Consider the following 20,598-nt stretch of genomic DNA (forward strand, 5'->3'; position numbering starts at 1 on the left):
ATGAAAAGGGAGAGAGTACTGAAACATGAAGAAGCTTCGTTCGAAAGAAATGTTAGCCGCATCCTCCATTGCATTTCTGCTGGTAGCATCCGCATGTGGCAGCTCCGACAACAACGATACGAACAAAACCTCGGAACAAACCCCCGCATCGACGACCGCGAATGAATCGACAACACAGCCGAGCAACAGCGATAAGACGACCAGCTCGGCTGCTCCAGTCAAGATCACCTGGTGGCACTCCATGACAGGTGCTAACGAGGAAGCGATCAAGAAGATCGTATCCGACTTCAACGCCAGCCAGTCGAATATTCAGGTTGAAGCCGTATTCCAAGGCACTTACGACGAGAGCCTAAGTAAGTTGAAGGCTTCCATGGGCTCCAAAGACAGCCCGAATATCGTACAAGTGTATGAGATCGGCAGCCGCTTCATGATAGACTCAGGCTACATTACGCCGATTCAACAGTTCATCGATGCCGACAAGTTTGACTTGAGTCAGCTCGAGCCGCACATCACAAATTACTACTCGATGGACGGCAAGTTGAACGGCATGCCTTTCAACACCTCGAACCCAATCCTCTACTACAACAAAGATGCTTTCAAGAAGGCTGGCCTCGATCCAGAGAGCCCGCCGAAGACGTATGAGGAGTTCGCAGCAGATGCGAAGGCACTGACGAAGTCGGGTGTTACGGGTGGTTCCATCGCCATCTACGGTTGGTTCATGGAACAATTCTTCGCGAATCAGAACGCCGAATACTTGAACAACGGCAACGGCAGATCGTCCGCAGCGTCAGAGTCGCTGGTTAACACCGATGCAGGCGTGAAGACGCTGACGTGGTGGAAGGGCATGCTCGACGATAAGGCAATCTCCAACCTCGGCCGCAAGACGTCTGACACCTCCGCTGCCTTCACGGCGGGACAGATCGCTATGACGATCGATTCCACGGCATCGCTGCGTAACATCGTTAACGGCGTTGCCGGCAAGTTCGAGGTTGGTACAGGCTTCTTGCCTCGTCCAGCCGATGCGAAGGAAGGCGGCGTTGTCATTGGCGGCGCGAGCAACTATATTCTGAGCGGCAAACCAGAGGAAGAGCAGAAGGCAGCTTGGGAATTCATCAAATATTTGGCGACACCGGAAGTACAAGCGGTCTGGAACGTGAGCACGGGTTATTTCCCTATCACGAAGGCCGCATATGACCAACAAGTACTGAAGGACAACATGGCGAAGTATCCGCAATTCCAGACGGCAGTGGACCAGCTGCATGCTTCCATCGATTCCTCGGCTACGAACGGTGCGATGATGGGCGTATTCCCAGAGGCCCGTCAAATCGTAGAAGGCGCAATCGAGGCCACGCTGAATGGCCAGCAAGATCCGAAGGCCGCGTTGGATGCTGCCGCGAAGCAGATCAACGAGAAGCTGGCGACGTACAACAGCTCGGTGAAGAAATAAGCTCATATGGAGTCCAATCCATTTCATGAGTATTAAGTAATGAAACACAAGGCATCTTTCGATCCCTTATCTGACGATCGGTCAGGTTATGGAGAGGAAGATGCTTTTTTTAACGTTTCGGAGAATGTAAGATCCGCTCGTTCACGCCTGAGATGCATTCACCGAAACCTTAACCCTACACGCTCGTATTTAACAGCAATAAGTTGAATGGGTAAATTTTGAATAACAGTCATTAGGAGGACTTCTATTGCATCCAAATCAATTTCACGCTATCACGGACGATTATATTCACCGCAAGAAGCATCTTCAATTGACGATCGGCATTATCCATCAAGGAGAAGCTTCCTACTTCCAGCACCGAAGAGTACCTCGCGGCTCCACTATTTCCGGCAGCGATATGCTGTATGAGATTGGTTCGATCACGAAAGTGTTTACGAGCATCCTATTGCAGGCTTGTGCCGAAGATGGCTATGTCTCATTAGACAAACCTATATCCGAGTACCTCGAACCGCTGCACAACAGTCCTTATTGGAACAAAATAACGCTTCAGCACTTAGCCACACATACATCGGGGTTGCCAAGAATGGCTGGTAACATGAAGCCTCGCAACCGGTTAAACCCTTTTGCCGACTATACAGAAGAACTTATGCTCGCCTATCTGACAGGCTACCATGGCGAGAATAAGATTGGCTCTTATGAGTACTCCAATCTCGGGTTCGGCCTGCTGGGCCACATCCTATGCCGCACCGCCGGCAGCACGTATGATGAACTGCTGCACAGATATATCACCGGCCCTCTCCATATGCCTAACACATCCGTTCACCTGTCGAAGGAGCAGAAGCAGCGCTTGGCCACGGGCTTTACCTCCACAGGCAAACGTGTCCCTCACTGGGACTTATCCCTTCATGAAGGCGCCGGCGGGATTAAGTCCTCGGCAGAAGATATGATAACTTTCATCCAGAGCAACCTTCACGCGCAGCAGAACCCCTCTATTCCTCGTTACCTGCAGACTATTCATTCCCCTGTGTCAATGAATGGTACGGATCGGCATCTAGGCTGGGTCCTCGAGAAGCAACCCGGGTACGAGTACCTGTGGCATAATGGGGGCACTTACGGCTTCTCCAGCTATACGGCCTTCGACAGTCATAACGATACAGGCGTCATTGTTTTGTCCAACTACTGCTACACGTCCGCCTTCATATTAGATATCCTAGTGGGACAATTGCTAAGCAAATGGCGCAAACCAGGCCCTATGATGCCTCTTGATGAGATCGGCAGACAGGTTATGAACGTACTGAGAGCTGAGGCAAACGTATAACCGCCGCGTACGAAAATAGCTGTCCCGCCAGCACACCCCTATGTGTTGGCGAAACAGCTATCCGTTTCAGGCATACTTATGTTATCCTTCCAATCTCTCTATTCACGCTTTTGTAAACATCACTACAGCTGCTCAATCGCAGCCAGCACTGTGTTATTGAAATGATCGGCATACATGTTCTTGAACGGGCGATTATGATCGAGCTCAACCGACAGATGCACCGTCACTGTGCTGTACAGTGGATCGACGCAGATGAACGGGCCAGCTGCTCCCCAGTGCGAGTAAGCACCACTTGAGAACAAGTCGCCGCCATCCCGCTTCGACCCATTGATTGCCCAGCCATAACCCCAGTAAGCTTCCGGAAACACCTCATCACGGTATTGCGAGGAGACGCCAGGAATCTGGTTGCGCGTCATTTCGAACACGCTGATGGGACTCAGCAGCCGCTCTCCGTTATACTCCCCGCCGAACAGGAACATCTGGCCGAAAATCGCTAAGTCATACGCCGAGCCATACGCACCGCCGCCTGCAGACATCGACTGGATCAGGTCCTCCGTCTCGATCCATTCCGCACATGCTGCCTCCGGCGCCCGGCGCACGATCCGATATCGCTCTGAATCCGGCACTGCAAAGTATGTATCATTCATACCAAGAGCCCGGAATATCCGTTCCTCTACAAAACGGTGATAAGGCATTCCGCTCACCCGGCTAACGATTTCGCCCAGCAGCTGGTAGCCAAAGCCCAGATACTGCATGACTTGACCTGGCTTCGTGCGAAGCGGCACCTCATAGCCGTAGAACAACGACTCGTGCGTGTCTGAATCTTGACCTTCTGGACAAGCAGGCAGCTCGTCCCCTTGTTCACGCTTGCGCGATATGATTTTACACACATCCTCGCCGTTTATGCCCGACGTATGCGTTAGCAGATGATGAACGTAAACAGCCTTCTTGCCCGGACCCGTAAACTCGGGAATATAGTCAACAATCGGCCGATTAAGACCCATGAGGCCCTCCTCTACAAGCATAAGAATGGCGGTCGCCGTGAACAGCTTCGTGATCGAGCAGAGCGGAAACAGCGCGTCGCGCGTCAGCTCTGCTGCTTCCGGCTCTGGGCCGAATTTGCCGTTTGCCTGATGTACGATAACGACGCCTTTCCTTGCCGCAACGACTACCTGTGCCGGGGTTACGCCGTTCGTAACCATTTGTTCCGCTACTTCAGCAATTCGTCTAACTCGGGCTTCGGACATCCCGACCTGCTGAGCCGACCCATACTCTAGCTGTCGATTACGCATTGTATTGCGCCTCCCTTATGATGAACAATAGATATGTAATGTTTTTATTTACTATTGTACATTTATATTAACAATTCCTTCCTCTCAATCGAAACATCGCAAATTTAACAATTGATAATCATACTGACAACCGTTTCCGAAACCCTTCACGAAACATTCGCTCTTTTGTACACAATACAAAAAACTGCTCCGTCCACAGACGAAGCAGCCCACCTCATTCAATCGAACCTGATACTTCGCAATCCAACGCCAGCAATAAATGCAACAACCTATTTAATGAAGCTGCAACCGGGTCGCCTCGACAAGCCGATACGCCATACTAGGCACAAGCCGCCCCAACCCGAGCAGCACGCCGGATAACGCCCTGCTCCCAAGACCGGCCTGAAGGCGAAGCCCCCAACGCAATGGTCCGGCAAAATCCCGCTGTAATGCCCCCGTGTACGCCATTCTCCATTCCTGCAGCGAGATCGAGCTGCGTAGATATTGGTCCGCCAGCGGCGCGCACAGCGCCGCCGCATGCAGACCCATCGCCATCCCGTCCCCGCACAGCGGCGGGATGACCGAAGCGGCATCGCCGACATGCGGCACGATGCCCCATGCCCGCGGTTCGCGGGTGAGCACCACCGGCGTCGCCGCCGTGGTGCCTGCAACCGGCTGCGCATCGCGCAGCCGCCTTGCCAGCGCGGGCACCTGCTGCGCTGCCGCGTCCAAGACAGCGGCGGCGGATTGTCCCGCCGCTGTGAAAGCTTCCGGCGTCACGAGCGCAGCCGCGTTCGCCGTCCCATCGCCAGCGGGTACTAACCCCAGGTACCCGCCGCGGAAGAAGAACAGCTCCACCACCGGCTCCGCGGGGACGCCGGAGAGCAGCGTCCGCACGCCAAGCAGCCGTTTGCCCCGCCCATTTCCCCCGCCGCCTTCATTACCTGAGCCGCCGCTCACCTTGCCACGCCAATCGGCCTGCACATCCGACGGCTGCTTGTCCTGTCGACTAAGTCCGCCTCGTCGAAAAGCGCCAGCTCCCACTCGCAAGCGATCCGACTCACCGTCCCCACCCAGAGCCTCGACAGCATCGTTGGTGAGCGGCAGCTCTACTCCCGCTTCCATCCACTCGGCCGGTGCATTCCGCCCCCAAGCGCCAATGACGACGCGCGCCATAAGCTCCGTCTCGCCATGCTCGCGCGAACGGATGCTAACGCGCCAGCCGTCCGCGATGCGCGCCATGCCGCGCACCGTCACGCCGGTACGCACAACAGCTCCGCGCCGATCCGCCTCTTGCTGCAGCGCATAGTCGAGCGCATAGCGGCTAATGCTCTGCGCCGGCGTCTGCAGCCGCAGCTCCAGCGGTTTGCCGAACGCCGCCGCCAGCCGGATGCGCTCGATCGGCTCAGGCGGCGGTGTCTGCCCCTCCAGCACATGCGCCAGTCCCAGCGATGTCAGTGATCGCGCCGATTCCGGCGAGAGGAATTCGCCGCAAACCTTATGCCGCGGGAACGAATGCCGATCAAGCAGCAGTGTGTTCCAGCCCCGCGCCGCCATCGCACAAGCCGTACTCGCCCCTGCAATCCCTGCGCCTATGACGATCACATCATACATCTGCATCGCCTTTTCGCTCCCTTGTTGGTCTCCCACACTCTCTCCAGCAGGTATGCCGCTCCCGTCCCCTCAATCCTATCCAGCGGGTGTACCGCACAACGTTTTCACTTTCCCATCAAGCAGCATACCGGTCTATTACTTCCTCACCCAGCAAGCATAACGAAACAATGGCCGCCAAGAATAAGCCAGCTGACCACCATCGGCCAACCGTTCGCGTACCCGCCGCCAATCGGCAGCCCGAAACCCTTTCGCAACAGACAACGGACCGTCATGCCGAATATAGCGGTTGCGAGACACCGTCCTCGTCACCAGCCATACAGCCGCCCACGCGATCGGATGACGATGAATATCGCCGATGGCACAGCCAATCCGGGAACCGCGCACCATAGCTTCAACAGCCTCCACGACCTGCTCCTCATCAAAATGATGCAGCAACTGCGAAGCCGCCACGATATCCGCTTCCCCCGGCTGCAGCTTGAATAGATCCAGCTGTCTCACCGTCACCCTAGGCTCGTCCTGATAGAGCGCACGCGCCTCCGCGCACGCCTCTTCCGTCAAATCACCCAGCGTTAACAGCAGCTCGATGCCCTCCTGCTCCGCCCACCGCAGCAGCGAGCGATTAATATCGCCCGCTCCGCAGCCAATGTCGAGCACCGACAGCTGCCGAGGCCGCCCTGCTTCCTGCCATAATTGTCGCACTGCATACAGAACCGGACCTGCCGCCCCAAAGATCTGATTGAGCCGCTGCAAATGCCGATGCGCCTCTCGCAACGAATCGCCGCCCGTTCCATGATCGTCCATCAGCTCCGGCCGCAGCGCCCGATGGCGCAGCTGAAGATCAGCCATAACGTCCACCAACAACTGGTTCAGTCACCGTCCGCACATCGGTACGGCGATGCCCGCTGATCCCCCAATCCCGACTCAAGCTTTCCTCCGGATCCTCATACGCAGCTAACTCGTCATCGACATCCCGCTCAATGCGCGTGTCGCCATCCGCCATACTCGGCACATAGGTCATTCGCATCAGCTCCGCCGTAAGCCCAGGCCCGAATGCAACAGCTAATCCTTCAGACTGCCCGCTTCCCTGCTCCCTCAGCCTATCTCTCATTGCACGGAGCACGAATAGAATCGTCACCGACGACATGTTGCCGTACGACCGCAGCACCTCACGGCTTGCCTGCGTATCCTCATCGCTTAATCCGAACAGCTTCTGCACGGCATCAACGATCCCGCGCCCACCCGGATGGATCGCCCACCAATCCGGCTTGAACCCAGGTGCGTACCGCTCCACCATATCCGGCACATACCGACTGAGCAGCTCCGGCACCTGCGGCGACAGGAACAGATCGAAGCCATGGTTGCCAATCGTCCATTTCATCGCTTCCGCCGCCTCTGGCGCGAGCCCTGCCCAGCCCTCCGTCAGTAAGAACCGGTCTCCGTTCGCCCCGCGCTGCTTGGACGGACGTCCGACTACACAAGCCGAAGCGCCATCTCCGAAAAATGCTGCCGCATACAACGACTCTCTATCGCCAGATGGCTGCGTGTGCAGCGTGCATAGCTCGACGCATACGATGAGCGCGACTGCGTGCTCGTCCGCTGCAACAAGTTCACGTGCAGTGCGAATCGCGGTCATACCTGCGGCGCAGCCAAGAAAAGTGAGCGGCAGCCGACGCGTGCCCTCATTTAACGCAAGCCGATGCGTCAACTCCGCATCGAGACCAGGCAAGTACATACCTGTACAGCTCACCGTTAGTACATGCGTCACCTCATGCGCGGCAACGCCGCTGTCCGCAAGCGCTTCTCTCGCTGCCCGCTCCGCGAGAATCGGCGCGAACTCCTGATACATCGCCATCCGCTCGGCCGTCTGCGGCACCAGTTGAGCCGCCGTTCCCGGCGCGAACCGGCTCTCCGAAGCAGGTCCGGACAAGCTGGTTACGCAACTATGCCGCGTCTCGACGCCGCTCTGATTGAAGATGCGGCGAGCCCATCGCGCCGCGTCCCGCTGCCCTGCCGCCTCCAACCCCTCAGCCAATCGCAATGCCGTTTCGCGCTGATCGAGCCGGCACTCCGGCAATGCAGTGCCGATGCCGAGCAATGCGGCCTTATTTTGTGAAACCCGAATCCGATATCGTCCCATTTGAAGCTCCTCCTCTATTCGAACGTTTCTACCGTCCGCCCCAGGAACCTCAGGGACAAACTGTTGCCATTCTATTCGGATGCTCGTACCAATAGAACAAGACTGTACTCTTTCCCTATACAAATCGTATCCCTATATACAAAAAGGTCCACACCCGAATGCTCGGGCATGGACCAGATCGACTAGTAAGTTATTGAATTATTGCAATACCGGCTCCGACAAGTCGAGACCAAACGAATTCGCAAGATCTTCAAGCTTCGTCGTATCTGTCGGAATCTCTTGTTTGAACGTTTGCTTCTCGTTAATCGCCGAATACGTGCTTTGCGCATACATGTTCAGCTTCGTCTCGCCTTGGCCTTCATCCGACACAACGATATCCGCGTTAATGCCTTGGAACGTCATATAGCCGTCTTTTACGCCAGTCGTCAGCTTGAAGTCGTTCACTTTAACTGCCTTATTGACCTCTTCCGTCCACTGCGCGCCGTTATCCGTAAGCTGCTGCTTCGCTTTATCGAGATCTTCTTTCTTCACATTGATCAGCTTCAAGTATTCCTCATCAGCAGCCAACAGATCGATAATAGCAGGCGCTACTTTATTGAGGATCGTATCAACTGCCGCTGGGAAGTTCTCGTTCGTCAGCTGGAACTGAACCAGGTTGTCATACTTCGCGTCTTGCGGCAAGCCTTGAACGTCGGCTGCTTTCGGTTCGCTGAAGAAGTCCTTCGATTCAAAAGGCTCAACCATCGCAAGGATCATATCGCTGCTCAGCTTGATCATCTTATCATTGTCGATCGCCGGAGCGTCCGTCGCACCTTGCACTTCCATCAGCTTCTTCAGGTCGATCTCAACGAACTTGCTCGTCAAGCTCTCTGGCAGGGAAGGCAGACTCGGGATTTTGAGATACATTTTCTCATCGGTCATGATCATTGGAATTTCAAGCGTCGTTGAAGCTCCGTCTGTCTTGTATTCTACTTTCATCGTTACATCTGTCCGCTTCGCATCGCGATCGTGTTGGCCTTCGAACGAAATCTTCGAGCCCTTCAGCACGGATGCCACCATAGACGCGATGCCAAGCTCATCTGATTCGCTAACTGGAATCGTTATATCATTAATGCCGACCGTACCGCTGAAAGCGTAAGCGTGCATTTCCGACATTTTCTTAAGAGAATCTACCAGTGCTTCCTTCGAAGGTTTACTGCTGCTGCATCCTGCAACAACGAACAAAATCGCAACCATAGCAAGAATAGCTGTTCGCTGTATCCATTTCATCGTTTCAATTTCCCCCTTTATTCGATACTCATTCATCATACGTGATGGTCACCCTATGTACAAGCTTTTAACATAAAAACCCGCTTCCACAATCTATGGAAACGGGCCTGTATATGTCTGTTATGAACCTTCGCCGTGATTCTGTCTGGAATGGTTCCGCTGCTTCGTTTTCTTGGATCCCGAGAGCGGCTGCTGCGGCTGATTGCCTTGACGGGAACGGCCGCTCGCGCTGCTGTCAGACTCAGGATTAGGGACAGGTACGCTGTCTGGTTTACTCATCGTATTTACAGTCCTCCTGTAAGATGAATTGGATTAGCTTCCGCTGCCGGATGAACCCGCGCTGAACGGTGTCGACAGATCGGACGGATCGTCATGATCCATCGCAGCCTGATTGCGGCGATCATTCTTATCTTGCTGCAGCTGCTGCGCATGATGGCTGTTGACGGGGTTAAGGTCGAGCTGCTCCACGACGTTCGATAAGTTTTTGTCGACGCCGTTTTTTGCTTTCGTCATTGTTTATCGCTCCTTCGTCAGTGGTACCGATTCGAATTGACCGCCTGCGCGCATTCATGAATATGACGCTTATAATCGAGAGCGAGCTGCTGAATAATGTCCGTGCGCTCATCCACCGACTGGCCTGCTTTCTCCACATCGATCAACTCAACGCTGACCTCGCGATCATCGACATACCCTACTTTAAAATCAAACGAATAATCCTGATGCCCCGCCGTATGAATCGTCACGCGCAGTGCACTCGGGTCCCCTTCGTCGGGCCACACTTCTGCCTGGTCTGCCTCATTAATCGTTGTCGGCAGCGTGCTAGCCCAAGCCGATGCGAGCTGTTGTTGATCCGTTTGTAACTCATCGTTATATGCCATGACTGTCCACCTCCACACTGTTTAAGATGCGAAGATGATGATGATTTTATGCTTCCCACACGATCGTTGTCAGTCGTGCCTTCTCTTCCTCGGTTGGCAGTGGCAGCTTACCGAATCGAACGAGTGCCTCCATGATGGCGAAAATAATTCCTAGTCCCTCCTGTATGCTGTGACTGCCGACTTCCTCCTTTGCAATGTGGGAGGGCGCCAGCCGCTTCCACAACGCGATGAAATCGTCTTGGACGGGCTCCAGTAACGCGCGTGCATCAATGGAGACAAGCGCTTCTTCAATAATCGCCGTATAAGCAGCGTACTGATCCTTATTGAAGAACGGTATTCTTATCGACGTCAGCCCGTCTTCATTGGAAACATAGCCGCTCTTCGCAAGTTTAGCTGCCTCTAGCTTATCGTGATCGGATAATTCCGTCTGCTGATTCAAGCAGTCTGCCAGACGACCGAGTGCCGTTAGATCAGGTCCATTAAAGTCGCGCCATTGCATGCCAGACCAATAGGTGTCCATTTGCAAAGCGTGTATGCGTCCTCCGTCTGCTCTGCTTTTGATGCCATTGCACACATATTGTTCTGCGATCTCAGCATTCGGGATATTCGCAATCCATTCATCTTTGGAGTACCTAATATTCCCGACGGCATAATAACGCCCGCCATCCGCACGTTCCGGCTCACGAATCGAGTCATAAAATTGATGAGGCTTTGCTGCCCAATAATGATGCAGGATAGCCTGCGGTATAAAGGACCAGAGCAGAAACGTATCGTTCTCTTGGCAGCCATGAAATGCAAGCGCCTTAATATCTGGGAGACGGCTTGCTATCGCGTCATAGAATGCAGCGGCTATCGCTTCTCCATGCCGGTTCAGCATCATGCTCTCTTCACGTAGGCCATTCATATCCCGAATAATGAAATTGGTCTGCACCTTTCCGCCATTTCTCGAAGACATCAGTCCAACCTGCTTCAGCGGTTCAATAAGTTCTTCTACATAGGCCGACGCCGCGCCTACTTTGCGGGCAAGCTCTTCAATCGTCAATGGCCGATCATATGCAGCAACTGCAATATTACCAGCCAGAAGAGAATGGAAGTAGCTGTTCGGCTCGAAATGCGGTCCCGGTGATCCTGTGTGCCCGACATGCATACGGACTGGCGTGAAACTGAGTGTTGGTTGCTGGCTTGTCATCTTAAGCCCCTCCTTCAATTTGCGTCTCGCCTCAGACAGATGCCATTTGACGGTGCCGGACGACAAGCCGAACTTTGCAGCAATGTCCTCGACACGAAGGCCTTCGAAATAGTGCATGACGGTAATCTCGCGGTGGCGCTTGGACAAGAAGGCAATTTCTTGCCGCAGTTGATCAAGCGTCTCCTGTTCGACCATTCGACTCAATACGGACGGTTCTTCGTCTGCAAGCAGCGCTTCATCGAAGCCATCATCGCCACCGGCAGCCATGCGCCAATGCCGATTGTGCTTCGCGGCGTAGTTCGACCACGTGTAGCTGCAGATCCGCCGTACCCACGCATCCATATTGTCGATCCCCCGCCCGCCCTGCAAGGAGCGGAACAGGGCAGTTGCAATCTCCTGTGCCAGGTCCTCTGCGTCCTGATGGTGACCAAGCTTCCGAAGCGCGAAACCGAAGATCCGGCCCGAGTAACGATGCACCCACTGCTCTACCTGCTGCTCAGCGTGCTCCCGCTCGTCCTCGTTCATCGATGCATTTGTCATAGTCCCGGTGATTTCGTCAGCCACTGTTGCCGCGCTTGCCTGCCTGTCGTCCATATCGCACCTCTGTCATTGATTTGACGTACTTACTTAATAAGTAGGGGGTTTGTGAAGACCGGTTGGGTCGTATTTCGAAATTTGTACAAAAAAAAGAGCCGCGCAGGCTGCGCAGCTCTTAGATGATATGCAAGGTAAAAGTAAACTGGCGGAGAGGGTGGGACTCGAACCCACGTGAGCTTGCACTCTAACGGTTTTCAAGACCGCCCCGTTATGACCGCTTCGGTACCTCTCCACATTTAAAGTCTAACATTAAGATTGTACCACAAGCGAATTCTAACAATCAACTTCCTTTTTGCATTTTAGCCGAAATACGTACAAAAAAGAGCCGTCGCAACGGACGGCCCTTCCCTAAAGCACTATTTCTTCGCAATAACCGAGACGCCGCCCATGTATGGACGCAGCACTTCCGGAATAACGATCGAACCGTCAGCTTGCTGGTAGTTCTCAAGAATCGCAGCGAACGTACGGCCAACTGCAAGACCTGAGCCGTTCAGCGTATGCACGAACTCTGGCTTGCTCTTCGGCTCGCGGCGGAAGCGGATCGCTGCGCGGCGCGCTTGGAAGTCCTCTACGTTCGAGCACGACGAGATTTCACGATACGTGTCTGCGCTTGGCAGCCACACTTCGAGATCATACGTCTTCGCAGCGGTGAAGCCCATATCGCCCGTGCACAACGACAATACGCGGTATGGCAGACCAAGCAGCTGCAGCACTTTCTCTGCATTCGCCGTCATTTTCTCCAGCTCATCGTACGACGACTCTGGGTGAACGAGCTTCAGCAGCTCGACTTTGTTGAATTGGTGCTGGCGGATCAGGCCACGCGTATCGCGTCCTGCCGCACCCGCTTCAGAACGGAAACATGCGCTGTACGCGACAAAATACTTCGGCAGATCTTCATTGCTCAGAATCTCTTCGCGCGCAATGTTCGTTACCGGAACTTCTGCCGTCGGAATCAGGTAGTAATCCGAGCCCTCAAGCTTGAATAGGTCTTCTTCGAACTTCGGCAGCTGACCTGTACCGAACAAGCTGTCGCGGTTAACGATATACGGCGGCAGCACTTCTTCGTAACCATGCTGGTCACTGTGCAGATCCATCATGAAGCTAATAAGCGCACGCTCAAGACGCGCACCCAAGCCACGGTAGAACACGAAGCGCGAACCTGTTACTTTGCCCGCGCGTTCGAAGTCGAGAATGCCAAGATCCTGCGCCAGCTCCCAGTGAGCCTTCGGCTCGAAGCCAAGCTCGGTAGGCGTACCAATACGGCGAATCTCCACATTGTCTTCTTCCGATGCGCCAACTGGCACCGACTCATGCGGCAGGTTCGGGATCGCCATCGTCAACTCTTCGATTTGCGTTTCCAATACGCGAATTTCGTCGTCGATTTCTTTGATCCGGTCGCCAACCTCACGCATTTCGATAATAAGCGCTTCTGCGTCGCCGCCCGATTTCTTCAGCTTCGCAACTTCTTGCGATACGATATTGCGGCGGTTCTTCAGATTGTCCGACTCCACCAGAATCTCGCGGCGACGCGTATCCAGCACCGGGAAAGCTGCTACGAGCTCTTCCGACTTGCCACGGTTAGCAAGTGCTTGCACCACTTTATCGTAATCATTTCTGAGCCACTTCACATCTAGCACGAATGATTCTCCTCTCAATATGAGCCGGCTGCCTCCATATGCTCACCGGCTTCGATTGCTTCTTAAACGCGGCTCGCTGCCGCCTCACGCGCCATGTCGACGAAATAAGCGTGAAGACGATAGTCGTCCGTCAGCTCCGGATGGAACGAGCATGCCAGCAGGTTGTTCTGCCGAGCAGCTACAATCTCATCTTTATAAGTCGACAATACATCAACGCCTGCGCCAACTTCCTTAATAAGCGGAGCACGGATGAATACGGCACGAATCGGTTCATCGATGCCTTTAATGTCGAGATCCGTCTCGAAGCTTTCACGCTGACGGCCGAATGCATTACGCTGCACCGTCATATCCATGAGCTCGAGATGCGCATCATCTTGGCCTTCGATGCGGTCCGCGAGAACGATAAGACCTGCGCATGTACCGAATAACGGCTTGCCTTCTGCCGAGAACTTCCGAATCGGGTCGATAAAATCATACTTCCGCATCAGCTTGCCGATCGTCGTGCTCTCCCCGCCAGGGATAACGAGACCATCAAGGCTGTCCAGCTCTTCCACACGTTTCACAGCAACGGCTTCCGCACCTGCTGCTTCCAGTCCGCGAATATGCTCTGCCACGGCGCCTTGCAGCGCCAATACGCCTATTTTCATAACGGATACCTGCCTTTATGTTGACGCCTTCACATCGATCAGCGTTCGAATATGTACAACCATCTATAGCGTAGTATGCCCTTCATTGCCGAAAAGCCCCTGTTATAGGGGCTTTTCTCTCTGTTTGCAGAAGCAATGAACAGCTTATTAGATGCTGCGGTCTTGCATGCGGTCGAAACCGGACAGCGTCTTAATATCGATGCCTTTCATCGGCGTACCGAGGTTCTTCGATACTTCCGTAATCAGCTTGTAGTCTGTGTAGTGCGTCGTTGCTTCAACGATTGCGCGAGCGAATTTCTCAGGGTTGTCCGATTTGAAGATACCGGAGCCTACGAATACGCCTTCAGCGCCAAGGTGCATCATGAGCGCCGCGTCAGCTGGTGTTGCTACGCCGCCTGCTGCGAAGTTTACAACTGGCAGCTTGCCAGCTTCCGCTACTTGAACGAGCAGATCGTAATTTACGCCCAGTACTTTAGCTTCGTTGAACAGCTCGTCCTTCGACAGGCTGGAAACACGACGGATTTGACCGTGGATCAGACGAAGGTGACGAACAGCCTCTACAACATTGCCCGTTCCTGGCTCGCCTTTAGTACGGATCATCGATGCGCCTTCTTGAATGCGGCGAAGGGCTTCGCCCAGGTCTTTCGCACCGCATACGAATGGAATTGTGAATTCGTTCTTGTTGATGTGGAACACTTCGTCAGCTGGCGTCAGTACTTCGCTCTCGTCGATGTAGTCAACGCCCATCGACTCCAGTACTTTAGCTTCTACATAGTGACCGATACGCGCTTTAGCCATAACCGGAATGGAAACGACTTTCGTTACCTCTTCAACGATCGTTGGGTCAGCCATGCGAGCCACGCCGCCTGCTGCACGAATGTCGGATGGAACGCGCTCAAGCGCCATTACTGCAACTGCGCCTGCTGCTTCAGCGATTTTTGCTTGCTCTGCGTTCATGACGTCCATGATGACGCCGCCTTTTTGCATTTCAGCCATACCGCGTTTAACGCGCGAAGTTCCTGTTTCCATCTCCTGAAAACCTCCTATTTATATGCGGATACAATGATAGCTCCGAATGTAACTCTAACCATTGATTTTACATGAAGCGCAGCGAATCGGCAACCTTACAGCTGCGATTGCTGCGCTTCTAAAAGCTACATATTAAATTTTAGCCGAACAAGCCAGCAATTCCGCTGAACAGACTCGAGAAGAAGCTGCCAATGTTGCGGAACAACATCGTGAACCAGCCTGCTTTCTTCACGTCCTCAGCGGCAATTAGGTCAACCGTCTTCGTCAACTTTTGGCCGGAATCGGGGTTTTTATACTCATACGTTACCGTACCGAGCTTCTGGCCTTGTTTAATTGGTGCTTTCAGTTCACTATCCGGCAGCAGCTCCGTCTTCACGACATCCGCCTTCGCCTCGGCGCCTTTCTTCACGAGGAAGCTCACGTCATTGGCCGTGATGACACCAACCGATTTCTTTTTGCCCTTCGTTATTTTAACCGTTGGCACAGATTCTACGACAGTTTTCGGTGCAACAATCGTTTTCTTCTCGAAGCTTGCGTAAGCATAATCGTACAGCTTCGCTGTTTCGTGGAAGCGAGCGCCCTTCGACTTCGTGTTCATGACAACACTCACATAACGGAGTCCGTTAACTTGAACCGTACCTGTGAAGCAATAGCCTGCAGCGGACAGATAGCCCGTCTTCATGCCGTCAACGCCTGGATATGCATAAGATTTAAGTGCTGTTACATCTTTATTCGATGCAAGCATGTAGTTGTAGTTAATCAGTTCGCCTTTGTCCCGCTCGCGGAACTTATAACGTGGAATACTTGCATATTCCAGAAACTCTGGATGTTCATTAACAATGGTTGCGGCCAGCTTCGCTTGGTCGCGAGCCGAAATAACCGTTGTATCTTCAAGACCGGCAGGTCCTGTATAATGCGCCGATGTCATACCGAGATTTTGCGCTGTTTCATTCATTTTATCGACAAAGCCTTGAACAGAACCGCCCACTTGCACCGCTAATGCGATTGTCGCATCGCTGGCCGAGCCGACTGCCATTGCGATATAAAGCTCTTTAACCGTATGTTTCTCGCCTACTGCCAGATAAACTTGGGAACCGTCCGGCGGAACCGTTGCTGCTTCCTCCGATGTAGATACAACCGTATCCCATGCAAGGCGGCCCGCTTTAATTTCTTCGAGTACGATGTACTCTGTCATCATCTTCGTCATGCTGGCCGGAGGCATTGGTTGATCCGCGTTCACTTCATACAACACCTGACCAGTCGTTGGCTCAATAAGAATTGCTGCCTTTGCATCAATACCAAGCGGATTGCTCGCTCCCGCAGAAGCTGTCGCATCCTTTGCTTCTCCTTCAGCAAAAGCTGCTGTGGAACCCAACGCCAACATAACCATCCATACTGCTAACAATGCCGCCACCATTGAGCGCAGGCGCCCCAGCTTGAAACTCACCTTCAAGTTATTCTCCCCATTTCCCATAAGCTTTCGTCGTTCATTATTGTAACATAGTAAACGTATAATGAAAAAGCCAGACAAGAGAGATTGCGTTAATCCGCAATTTCCCTTATCTGGCTTGTTCTGTTTAGCATCCAATGAGCGCTGCTATTCTACTAATCTTAGAGAGAGTAGTTAGGCGCTTCTTTCGTAATCTGAACGTCATGCGGATGGCTCTCGCGAAGACCGGCGCCCGTGATACGAATGAATTGCGTATCGTTCTTAAGCTCTTCGATCGATGCGGTGCCGCAGTAGCCCATACCGGAGCGGAGACCGCCAACCAGTTGGTGAACCGTATCAGCCATTGCGCCTTTGTATGGAACGCGGCCTTCGATGCCTTCCGGAACGAGCTTGTTCGTGTTCTCGCTCTCTTGGAAGTAACGGTCCTTGCTGCCTTCTTTCATTGCGCCGAGCGAACCCATGCCGCGGTACACTTTGAAGCGACGACCTTGGTAAATTTCCGACTCGCCTGGGCTTTCTTCCGTGCCTGCAAGCAAGCTGCCGACCATGATGGCACTTGCACCTGCAGCGATAGCCTTCACGATGTCGCCAGAGTACTTGATGCCGCCGTCCGCGATAATCGGGATGTTGTACTCGCGTGCAACCGTTGCGCAGTCATAGATGGCTGTAATCTGTGGTACGCCGATACCCGCGATAACGCGCGTCGTACAGATCGAGCCTGGACCAATACCGACTTTAACGACCGATGCGCCGGCTTGGATCAAGTCGCGAGTAGCTTCGCCTGTTGCTACGTTGCCCGCGATGATCGTCAGCGTTGGATGCTTCTCGCGAAGCTTCGCAACAGCGGCGAGGATGTTGATGTGGTGACCGTGTGCCGAGTCCACTACGATTGCGTCCACGCCTGCATTAACAAGCGCTTCTGCACGCTCGAACGTGTCCTTCGAGATACCGATTGCGGCGCCGCAGACGAGTCGTCCGTGCTGATCTTTCGCTGCGTTCGGGAATTGGATCGCTTTCTCGATATCTTTAATGGTAATAAGACCTTTAAGTACGTTATTGTCGTCTACGAGCGGAAGCTTCTCGATCTTATGCTTCTGAAGAATGACTTCTGCTTGAGCCAGCGTCGTGCCGACCGGTGCCGTAACAAGCTCTTCGCGCGTCATTACTTCGCTGATCTTCATCGAGTAGTTATGAACGAAGCGGAGGTCGCGGTTGGTCAAAATGCCGACCAGCTTGCCGTTCTCATCAACGATAGGCACGCCGGAAATCCGGTACTTGCCCATGAGCGCTTCAGCATCATATACATGATGGTCAGGCGTCAGCGAGAATGGGTTCGTAATGACGCCGCTCTCCGAACGCTTCACGCGATCTACCTCTTCGGCTTGTTGCGCGATCGACATGTTCTTATGAATGATACCGAGGCCGCCTTCACGAGCGATTGCGATCGCCATTGCCGATTCCGTAACAGTATCCATGCCTGCGCTAATAAGCGGAATATTCAACTTCACATTGTCGCTGAGTACGGTTCCTACCGAAACCTCACGCGGCAGCACTTCAGATTTGCGCGGAACGAGCAGCACGTCGTCAAACGTCAAACCCTCTTTGGCGAATTTTGTTTCCCACACGAGTATGTTCCTCCCTTTATTTCATCCTATATTTAGCTTGCTCTGACGGATATTATTGCAATATTAGCAGAGGGGGTATAGGCTGTCAAGGCTGTAAAATCGGCATTTTCAGCCGCTTTCATCGATATTTTCATGAAAAGGATGCGGGTTAACAGCGTTGCCAAAGAGCTAACATTGACTATTACAAAAGGTAAGTTACCTGTTCATCTATAGTTATATTTGCATGCCGCGCTCCACAACAGAAAGTCGTGTACGCCTTGATCATGCAACGCCTTGATCTGCTCTTTCACAGCCTGCTTGTCATACACCATATGCGGATGCACCCATGTAGCCGTGAAGCTCTGCAGCCATGGACGCAGCTGAGCTGGCTTAATTCCGCTCTCTACCATCGCTTGATTACGCTTCTTCGCGTCTGCCATAGCACGGCTCACGATCGCATAAGGGTGCATATCGGGATCACGCACGCCATATATTCCGTTACCGTAATGCGACGGATATATCATCGGCGATATATAGTCAACTTCTTGTCCAATCGCCCGCCAGCGTTGACCAATCCCCATATCATCAGTCGCTGAAGTAACAAGTCCGAATACATCAGCCGATACTTTAGCTCCCTGACGATGAATAGCAGGCCGAGCTTGATGTAGGAAGCGTCGAATCGCTTCCGCGCGACTCCATCCATTCGCATTGGCTAACTTCACCTGCTTGGTTGTAATGCCTTCAGGAAACCGTACATAATCGAATTGGATCTCGTCAAAACCAAGCTTTGCCGCCTCAACCGCGATATTGATGTTATAGTTCCACACTTCTTGATGGTAAGGATCGATCCACGGCCGCCCATGGCTGTCTTTCCACACTCCGCCGTCTTGACGGCGAATTGCTAATTGAGGTTTTCTCTTCGCCAGATATGGATCCTTAAATACGACTACTCGGCCAATCGTGTATACATGATCCTGATGCAGCTTCTGAAGAAGTTGCTTCATGTTCGCAATTGTAGGGGATTGATCCGCTCCCGTCTGTTGAACAGCAGCATTGGAAGAACGATAGGTCAATCGTCCAAAATCATTTTTCACATCAATCACAACTGCATTCAGATCAGTTTCGCGTATCAACTGCCGTAATTGATTCATCTTTGTGCTGTTGCCGGCAACCCATCCCGATACATAGATCCCTCGGATCGGCTGTCTTGCACCCTTCGTGCTACCGGCCATCGTGCTGGCCGTCTTGGCGCCTACATAAGTAGGGGCCTGATCTGGCGTAAACAAGCCTGTTAACGCAAGCACCCCACACAACAAAACAGCCGTTCCATACCTCATCCAACGTCGCGCTGTGCTTGCCCTTCTCATCGGTAAACCGCCTCCTTCTCAACGCGTTCTTTACGTGTAGTATTAGCGATTCACCGAATTAGCTTGAGAAGGATATATATCCAATAACGGCCGATGATCACGAAGTAAAATCTAGGAGCTTACTCGACGACGAATCTTGATCCAGCCTTCGAACTCCAAAGCTTATGCTTCCGATGTAGTTTCCTCCGGAAACCTTGCAGCTCATGTAGGTTTTGCCTACACTCCGCTACTCATTCTACAGTCTGAACCAACCTTCTCGGTGCTGATCGACCTCTACATAAATCTTTTCCCGTTCCGTAAACATCAAAAAAACCGTGCCATAATTTACACAGCTTACTTTATCGTCGTCCCATACTCTAAGACCCCTGCAGTACAAGAATGAATCCTCCGTTGATCACGAACAATCTCAAATTGCTTATTCGACGTAAAATGCTGAATTGGCACTCATCACGATACTGATCCACTTAATATAGTTCGTTTCTCATTCCGAAAACAACAAAAAAGCCGTGTCATTAAGACACGGCTTGCTTCGTGCTTGGCGTCGTCCTACTCTTCCAGGACCCTGCGGTCCAAGTACCATTGGCGCTGGAGGACTTAACGGTCGTGTTCGGTATTAGTACGCGTAGAACCACTCCACCATCGACACCAAACAATAATCGGCCAGTGATCACGATGAAAACTCAAGAAGTTTACTCGACGTCGAATCTTGAACCGGCTCTCGAAGTCCGCTACTCATGTAGGTCCTAACCTACACTCCGTTGCTCCTTCTTCGATCCAATTCAACCTTCTCGGTGCTGACTGGCCTTTATATACATCTTTTCTCGTTCCGTATAACAACAAAAAAGCCGTGTCATTAAGACACGGCTTGCTTCGTGCTTGGCGTCGTCCTACTCTCCCAGGACCCTGCGGTCCAAGTACCATTGGCGCTGGAGGACTTAACGGTCGTGTTCGGTATGGGAACGCGTGGAACCCCTCCGCCATCGACACCAAACATGTTCGACTGATGATCAGTCTCACTAATTGAAGGTTACACCTTCAAAACTGGATGCGAATGTTGAATCCTTAGCTTTAGCATTTGCTTTACCTTCCGAAGAAGGATTTTAGGATAAGCCCTCGATCGATTAGTACTCGTCAGCTGCACGCA

The 20,598-nt window shown here is 52.9% G+C and carries 17 protein-coding genes, 1 tRNA gene and 2 rRNA genes; 2 read left to right on the plus strand and 18 right to left on the minus strand.

From position 1 onward, the window contains the following. Nucleotides 1-25 precede the first annotated feature (25 nt). On the plus strand, nucleotides 26-1,447 hold the full coding sequence (locus H8B09_RS25460) for an ABC transporter substrate-binding protein (RefSeq protein WP_191206392.1): 1,422 nt from the start codon (nucleotides 26-28) through the stop codon (nucleotides 1,445-1,447). A gap of 247 nt (nucleotides 1,448-1,694) precedes the next feature. Then, nucleotides 1,695-2,765: a serine hydrolase domain-containing protein gene (locus H8B09_RS25465; RefSeq protein ID WP_191206393.1), complete on the plus strand. Its 1,071-nt coding sequence runs from the start codon at nucleotides 1,695-1,697 to the stop codon at nucleotides 2,763-2,765. A gap of 122 nt (nucleotides 2,766-2,887) precedes the next feature. Here H8B09_RS25465 and H8B09_RS25470 read toward each other — a convergent pair whose 3' ends face one another. From H8B09_RS25470 to rrf (H8B09_RS25555), 18 genes are all read right to left on the minus strand, one after another. Continuing rightward, nucleotides 2,888-4,057: a serine hydrolase domain-containing protein gene (locus H8B09_RS25470; protein WP_191206394.1), complete on the minus strand. Its 1,170-nt coding sequence runs from the start codon at nucleotides 4,055-4,057 to the stop codon at nucleotides 2,888-2,890. A gap of 273 nt (nucleotides 4,058-4,330) precedes the next feature. After that, nucleotides 4,331-5,656 (minus strand): FAD-dependent oxidoreductase, encoded by a 1,326-nt coding sequence (locus H8B09_RS25475; RefSeq protein WP_191206395.1) that lies wholly within the window; start codon nucleotides 5,654-5,656, stop codon nucleotides 4,331-4,333. A gap of 129 nt (nucleotides 5,657-5,785) precedes the next feature. Next, on the minus strand, nucleotides 5,786-6,496 hold the full coding sequence (locus H8B09_RS25480) for a methyltransferase domain-containing protein (protein ID WP_191206396.1): 711 nt from the start codon (nucleotides 6,494-6,496) through the stop codon (nucleotides 5,786-5,788). Next, complete coding sequence (locus tag H8B09_RS25485; RefSeq protein ID WP_191206397.1) at nucleotides 6,489-7,787, minus strand: type III polyketide synthase; 1,299 nt, start codon at nucleotides 7,785-7,787, stop codon at nucleotides 6,489-6,491. Before H8B09_RS25485 ends, H8B09_RS25480 begins: the two co-directional genes overlap by 8 nt. Nucleotides 7,788-7,985: 198 nt before the next feature. Beyond that, nucleotides 7,986-9,056, minus strand: a complete 1,071-nt coding sequence (locus tag H8B09_RS25490) for a hypothetical protein (protein WP_191206398.1) — start codon at nucleotides 9,054-9,056, stop codon at nucleotides 7,986-7,988. A 120-nt stretch (nucleotides 9,057-9,176) separates the two neighbouring features. Then, a complete protein-coding gene (locus H8B09_RS25495; RefSeq protein ID WP_191206399.1) occupies nucleotides 9,177-9,335 on the minus strand; it encodes a small acid-soluble spore protein P in 159 nt (52 codons plus the stop codon). Between the two features lie 33 nt (nucleotides 9,336-9,368). After that, the gene (locus H8B09_RS25500; protein WP_191206400.1) at nucleotides 9,369-9,569 is read right to left on the minus strand and encodes a hypothetical protein; all 201 of its coding nucleotides are present in this window, start codon (nucleotides 9,567-9,569) and stop codon (nucleotides 9,369-9,371) included. Nucleotides 9,570-9,586: 17 nt separating this feature from the next. Beyond that, complete coding sequence (locus H8B09_RS25505; RefSeq protein WP_191206401.1) at nucleotides 9,587-9,934, minus strand: hypothetical protein; 348 nt, start codon at nucleotides 9,932-9,934, stop codon at nucleotides 9,587-9,589. A gap of 46 nt (nucleotides 9,935-9,980) precedes the next feature. Continuing rightward, entirely contained in the window at nucleotides 9,981-11,717 is a 1,737-nt protein-coding gene (locus H8B09_RS25510; protein WP_191206402.1) for an RNA polymerase sigma factor, read from the minus strand. 146 nt (nucleotides 11,718-11,863) lie between these two features. Continuing rightward, nucleotides 11,864-11,952 (minus strand) — tRNA-Ser (locus tag H8B09_RS25515). Nucleotides 11,953-12,076: 124 nt separating this feature from the next. Further along, nucleotides 12,077-13,357: a serine--tRNA ligase gene (gene serS / locus H8B09_RS25520; protein WP_191206403.1), complete on the minus strand. Its 1,281-nt coding sequence runs from the start codon at nucleotides 13,355-13,357 to the stop codon at nucleotides 12,077-12,079. 62 nt (nucleotides 13,358-13,419) lie between these two features. Then, nucleotides 13,420-14,004: a pyridoxal 5'-phosphate synthase glutaminase subunit PdxT gene (gene pdxT, locus H8B09_RS25525; RefSeq protein ID WP_191206404.1), complete on the minus strand. Its 585-nt coding sequence runs from the start codon at nucleotides 14,002-14,004 to the stop codon at nucleotides 13,420-13,422. 147 nt (nucleotides 14,005-14,151) lie between these two features. After that, nucleotides 14,152-15,033: a pyridoxal 5'-phosphate synthase lyase subunit PdxS gene (pdxS, locus tag H8B09_RS25530; RefSeq protein ID WP_191206405.1), complete on the minus strand. Its 882-nt coding sequence runs from the start codon at nucleotides 15,031-15,033 to the stop codon at nucleotides 14,152-14,154. A 139-nt stretch (nucleotides 15,034-15,172) separates the two neighbouring features. Continuing rightward, a complete protein-coding gene (locus H8B09_RS25535) occupies nucleotides 15,173-16,480 on the minus strand; it encodes a D-alanyl-D-alanine carboxypeptidase family protein (RefSeq protein ID WP_318152763.1) in 1,308 nt (435 codons plus the stop codon). Nucleotides 16,481-16,644: 164 nt separating this feature from the next. Beyond that, nucleotides 16,645-18,108: an IMP dehydrogenase gene (gene guaB / locus H8B09_RS25540; RefSeq protein ID WP_191206407.1), complete on the minus strand. Its 1,464-nt coding sequence runs from the start codon at nucleotides 18,106-18,108 to the stop codon at nucleotides 16,645-16,647. 203 nt (nucleotides 18,109-18,311) lie between these two features. Continuing rightward, nucleotides 18,312-19,454, minus strand: a complete 1,143-nt coding sequence (locus tag H8B09_RS25545) for a putative glycoside hydrolase (RefSeq protein ID WP_224753987.1) — start codon at nucleotides 19,452-19,454, stop codon at nucleotides 18,312-18,314. Between the two features lie 533 nt (nucleotides 19,455-19,987). Further along, nucleotides 19,988-20,104: ribosomal RNA gene (rrf, locus tag H8B09_RS25550) — 5S ribosomal RNA — on the minus strand. 224 nt (nucleotides 20,105-20,328) lie between these two features. After that, a 5S ribosomal RNA gene (rrf, locus tag H8B09_RS25555) occupies nucleotides 20,329-20,445 on the minus strand. Nucleotides 20,446-20,598 lie beyond the last annotated feature (153 nt).

Source organism: Paenibacillus terricola (assembly GCF_014779765.1).
Classification (GTDB): Bacteria; Bacillota; Bacilli; order Paenibacillales; family Paenibacillaceae; genus Paenibacillus_T; species Paenibacillus_T terricola.

Excerpts from the sequence above, each read along its gene's own strand:
- pdxS (WP_191206405.1), bottom strand. The coding sequence starts at position 15,033 with ATGGAAACAGGAACTTCGCGCGTTAAACGCGGTATGGCTGAAATGCAA.
- H8B09_RS25470 (WP_191206394.1), bottom strand. The coding sequence starts at position 4,057 with ATGCGTAATCGACAGCTAGAGTATGGGTCGGCTCAGCAGGTCGGGATG.
- H8B09_RS25480 (WP_191206396.1), bottom strand. The coding sequence starts at position 6,496 with ATGGCTGATCTTCAGCTGCGCCATCGGGCGCTGCGGCCGGAGCTGATG.
- H8B09_RS25510 (WP_191206402.1), bottom strand. The coding sequence starts at position 11,717 with ATGGACGACAGGCAGGCAAGCGCGGCAACAGTGGCTGACGAAATCACC.
- H8B09_RS25505 (WP_191206401.1), bottom strand. The coding sequence starts at position 9,934 with ATGGCATATAACGATGAGTTACAAACGGATCAACAACAGCTCGCATCG.
- H8B09_RS25495 (WP_191206399.1), bottom strand. The coding sequence starts at position 9,335 with ATGAGTAAACCAGACAGCGTACCTGTCCCTAATCCTGAGTCTGACAGC.
- H8B09_RS25490 (WP_191206398.1), bottom strand. The coding sequence starts at position 9,056 with ATGAAATGGATACAGCGAACAGCTATTCTTGCTATGGTTGCGATTTTG.
- H8B09_RS25545 (WP_224753987.1), bottom strand. The coding sequence starts at position 19,454 with ATGAGAAGGGCAAGCACAGCGCGACGTTGGATGAGGTATGGAACGGCT.
- H8B09_RS25485 (WP_191206397.1), bottom strand. The coding sequence starts at position 7,787 with ATGGGACGATATCGGATTCGGGTTTCACAAAATAAGGCCGCATTGCTC.
- H8B09_RS25475 (WP_191206395.1), bottom strand. The coding sequence starts at position 5,656 with ATGCAGATGTATGATGTGATCGTCATAGGCGCAGGGATTGCAGGGGCG.
- pdxT (WP_191206404.1), bottom strand. The coding sequence starts at position 14,004 with ATGAAAATAGGCGTATTGGCGCTGCAAGGCGCCGTGGCAGAGCATATT.
- H8B09_RS25460 (WP_191206392.1), top strand. The coding sequence starts at position 26 with ATGAAGAAGCTTCGTTCGAAAGAAATGTTAGCCGCATCCTCCATTGCA.
- H8B09_RS25500 (WP_191206400.1), bottom strand. The coding sequence starts at position 9,569 with ATGACGAAAGCAAAAAACGGCGTCGACAAAAACTTATCGAACGTCGTG.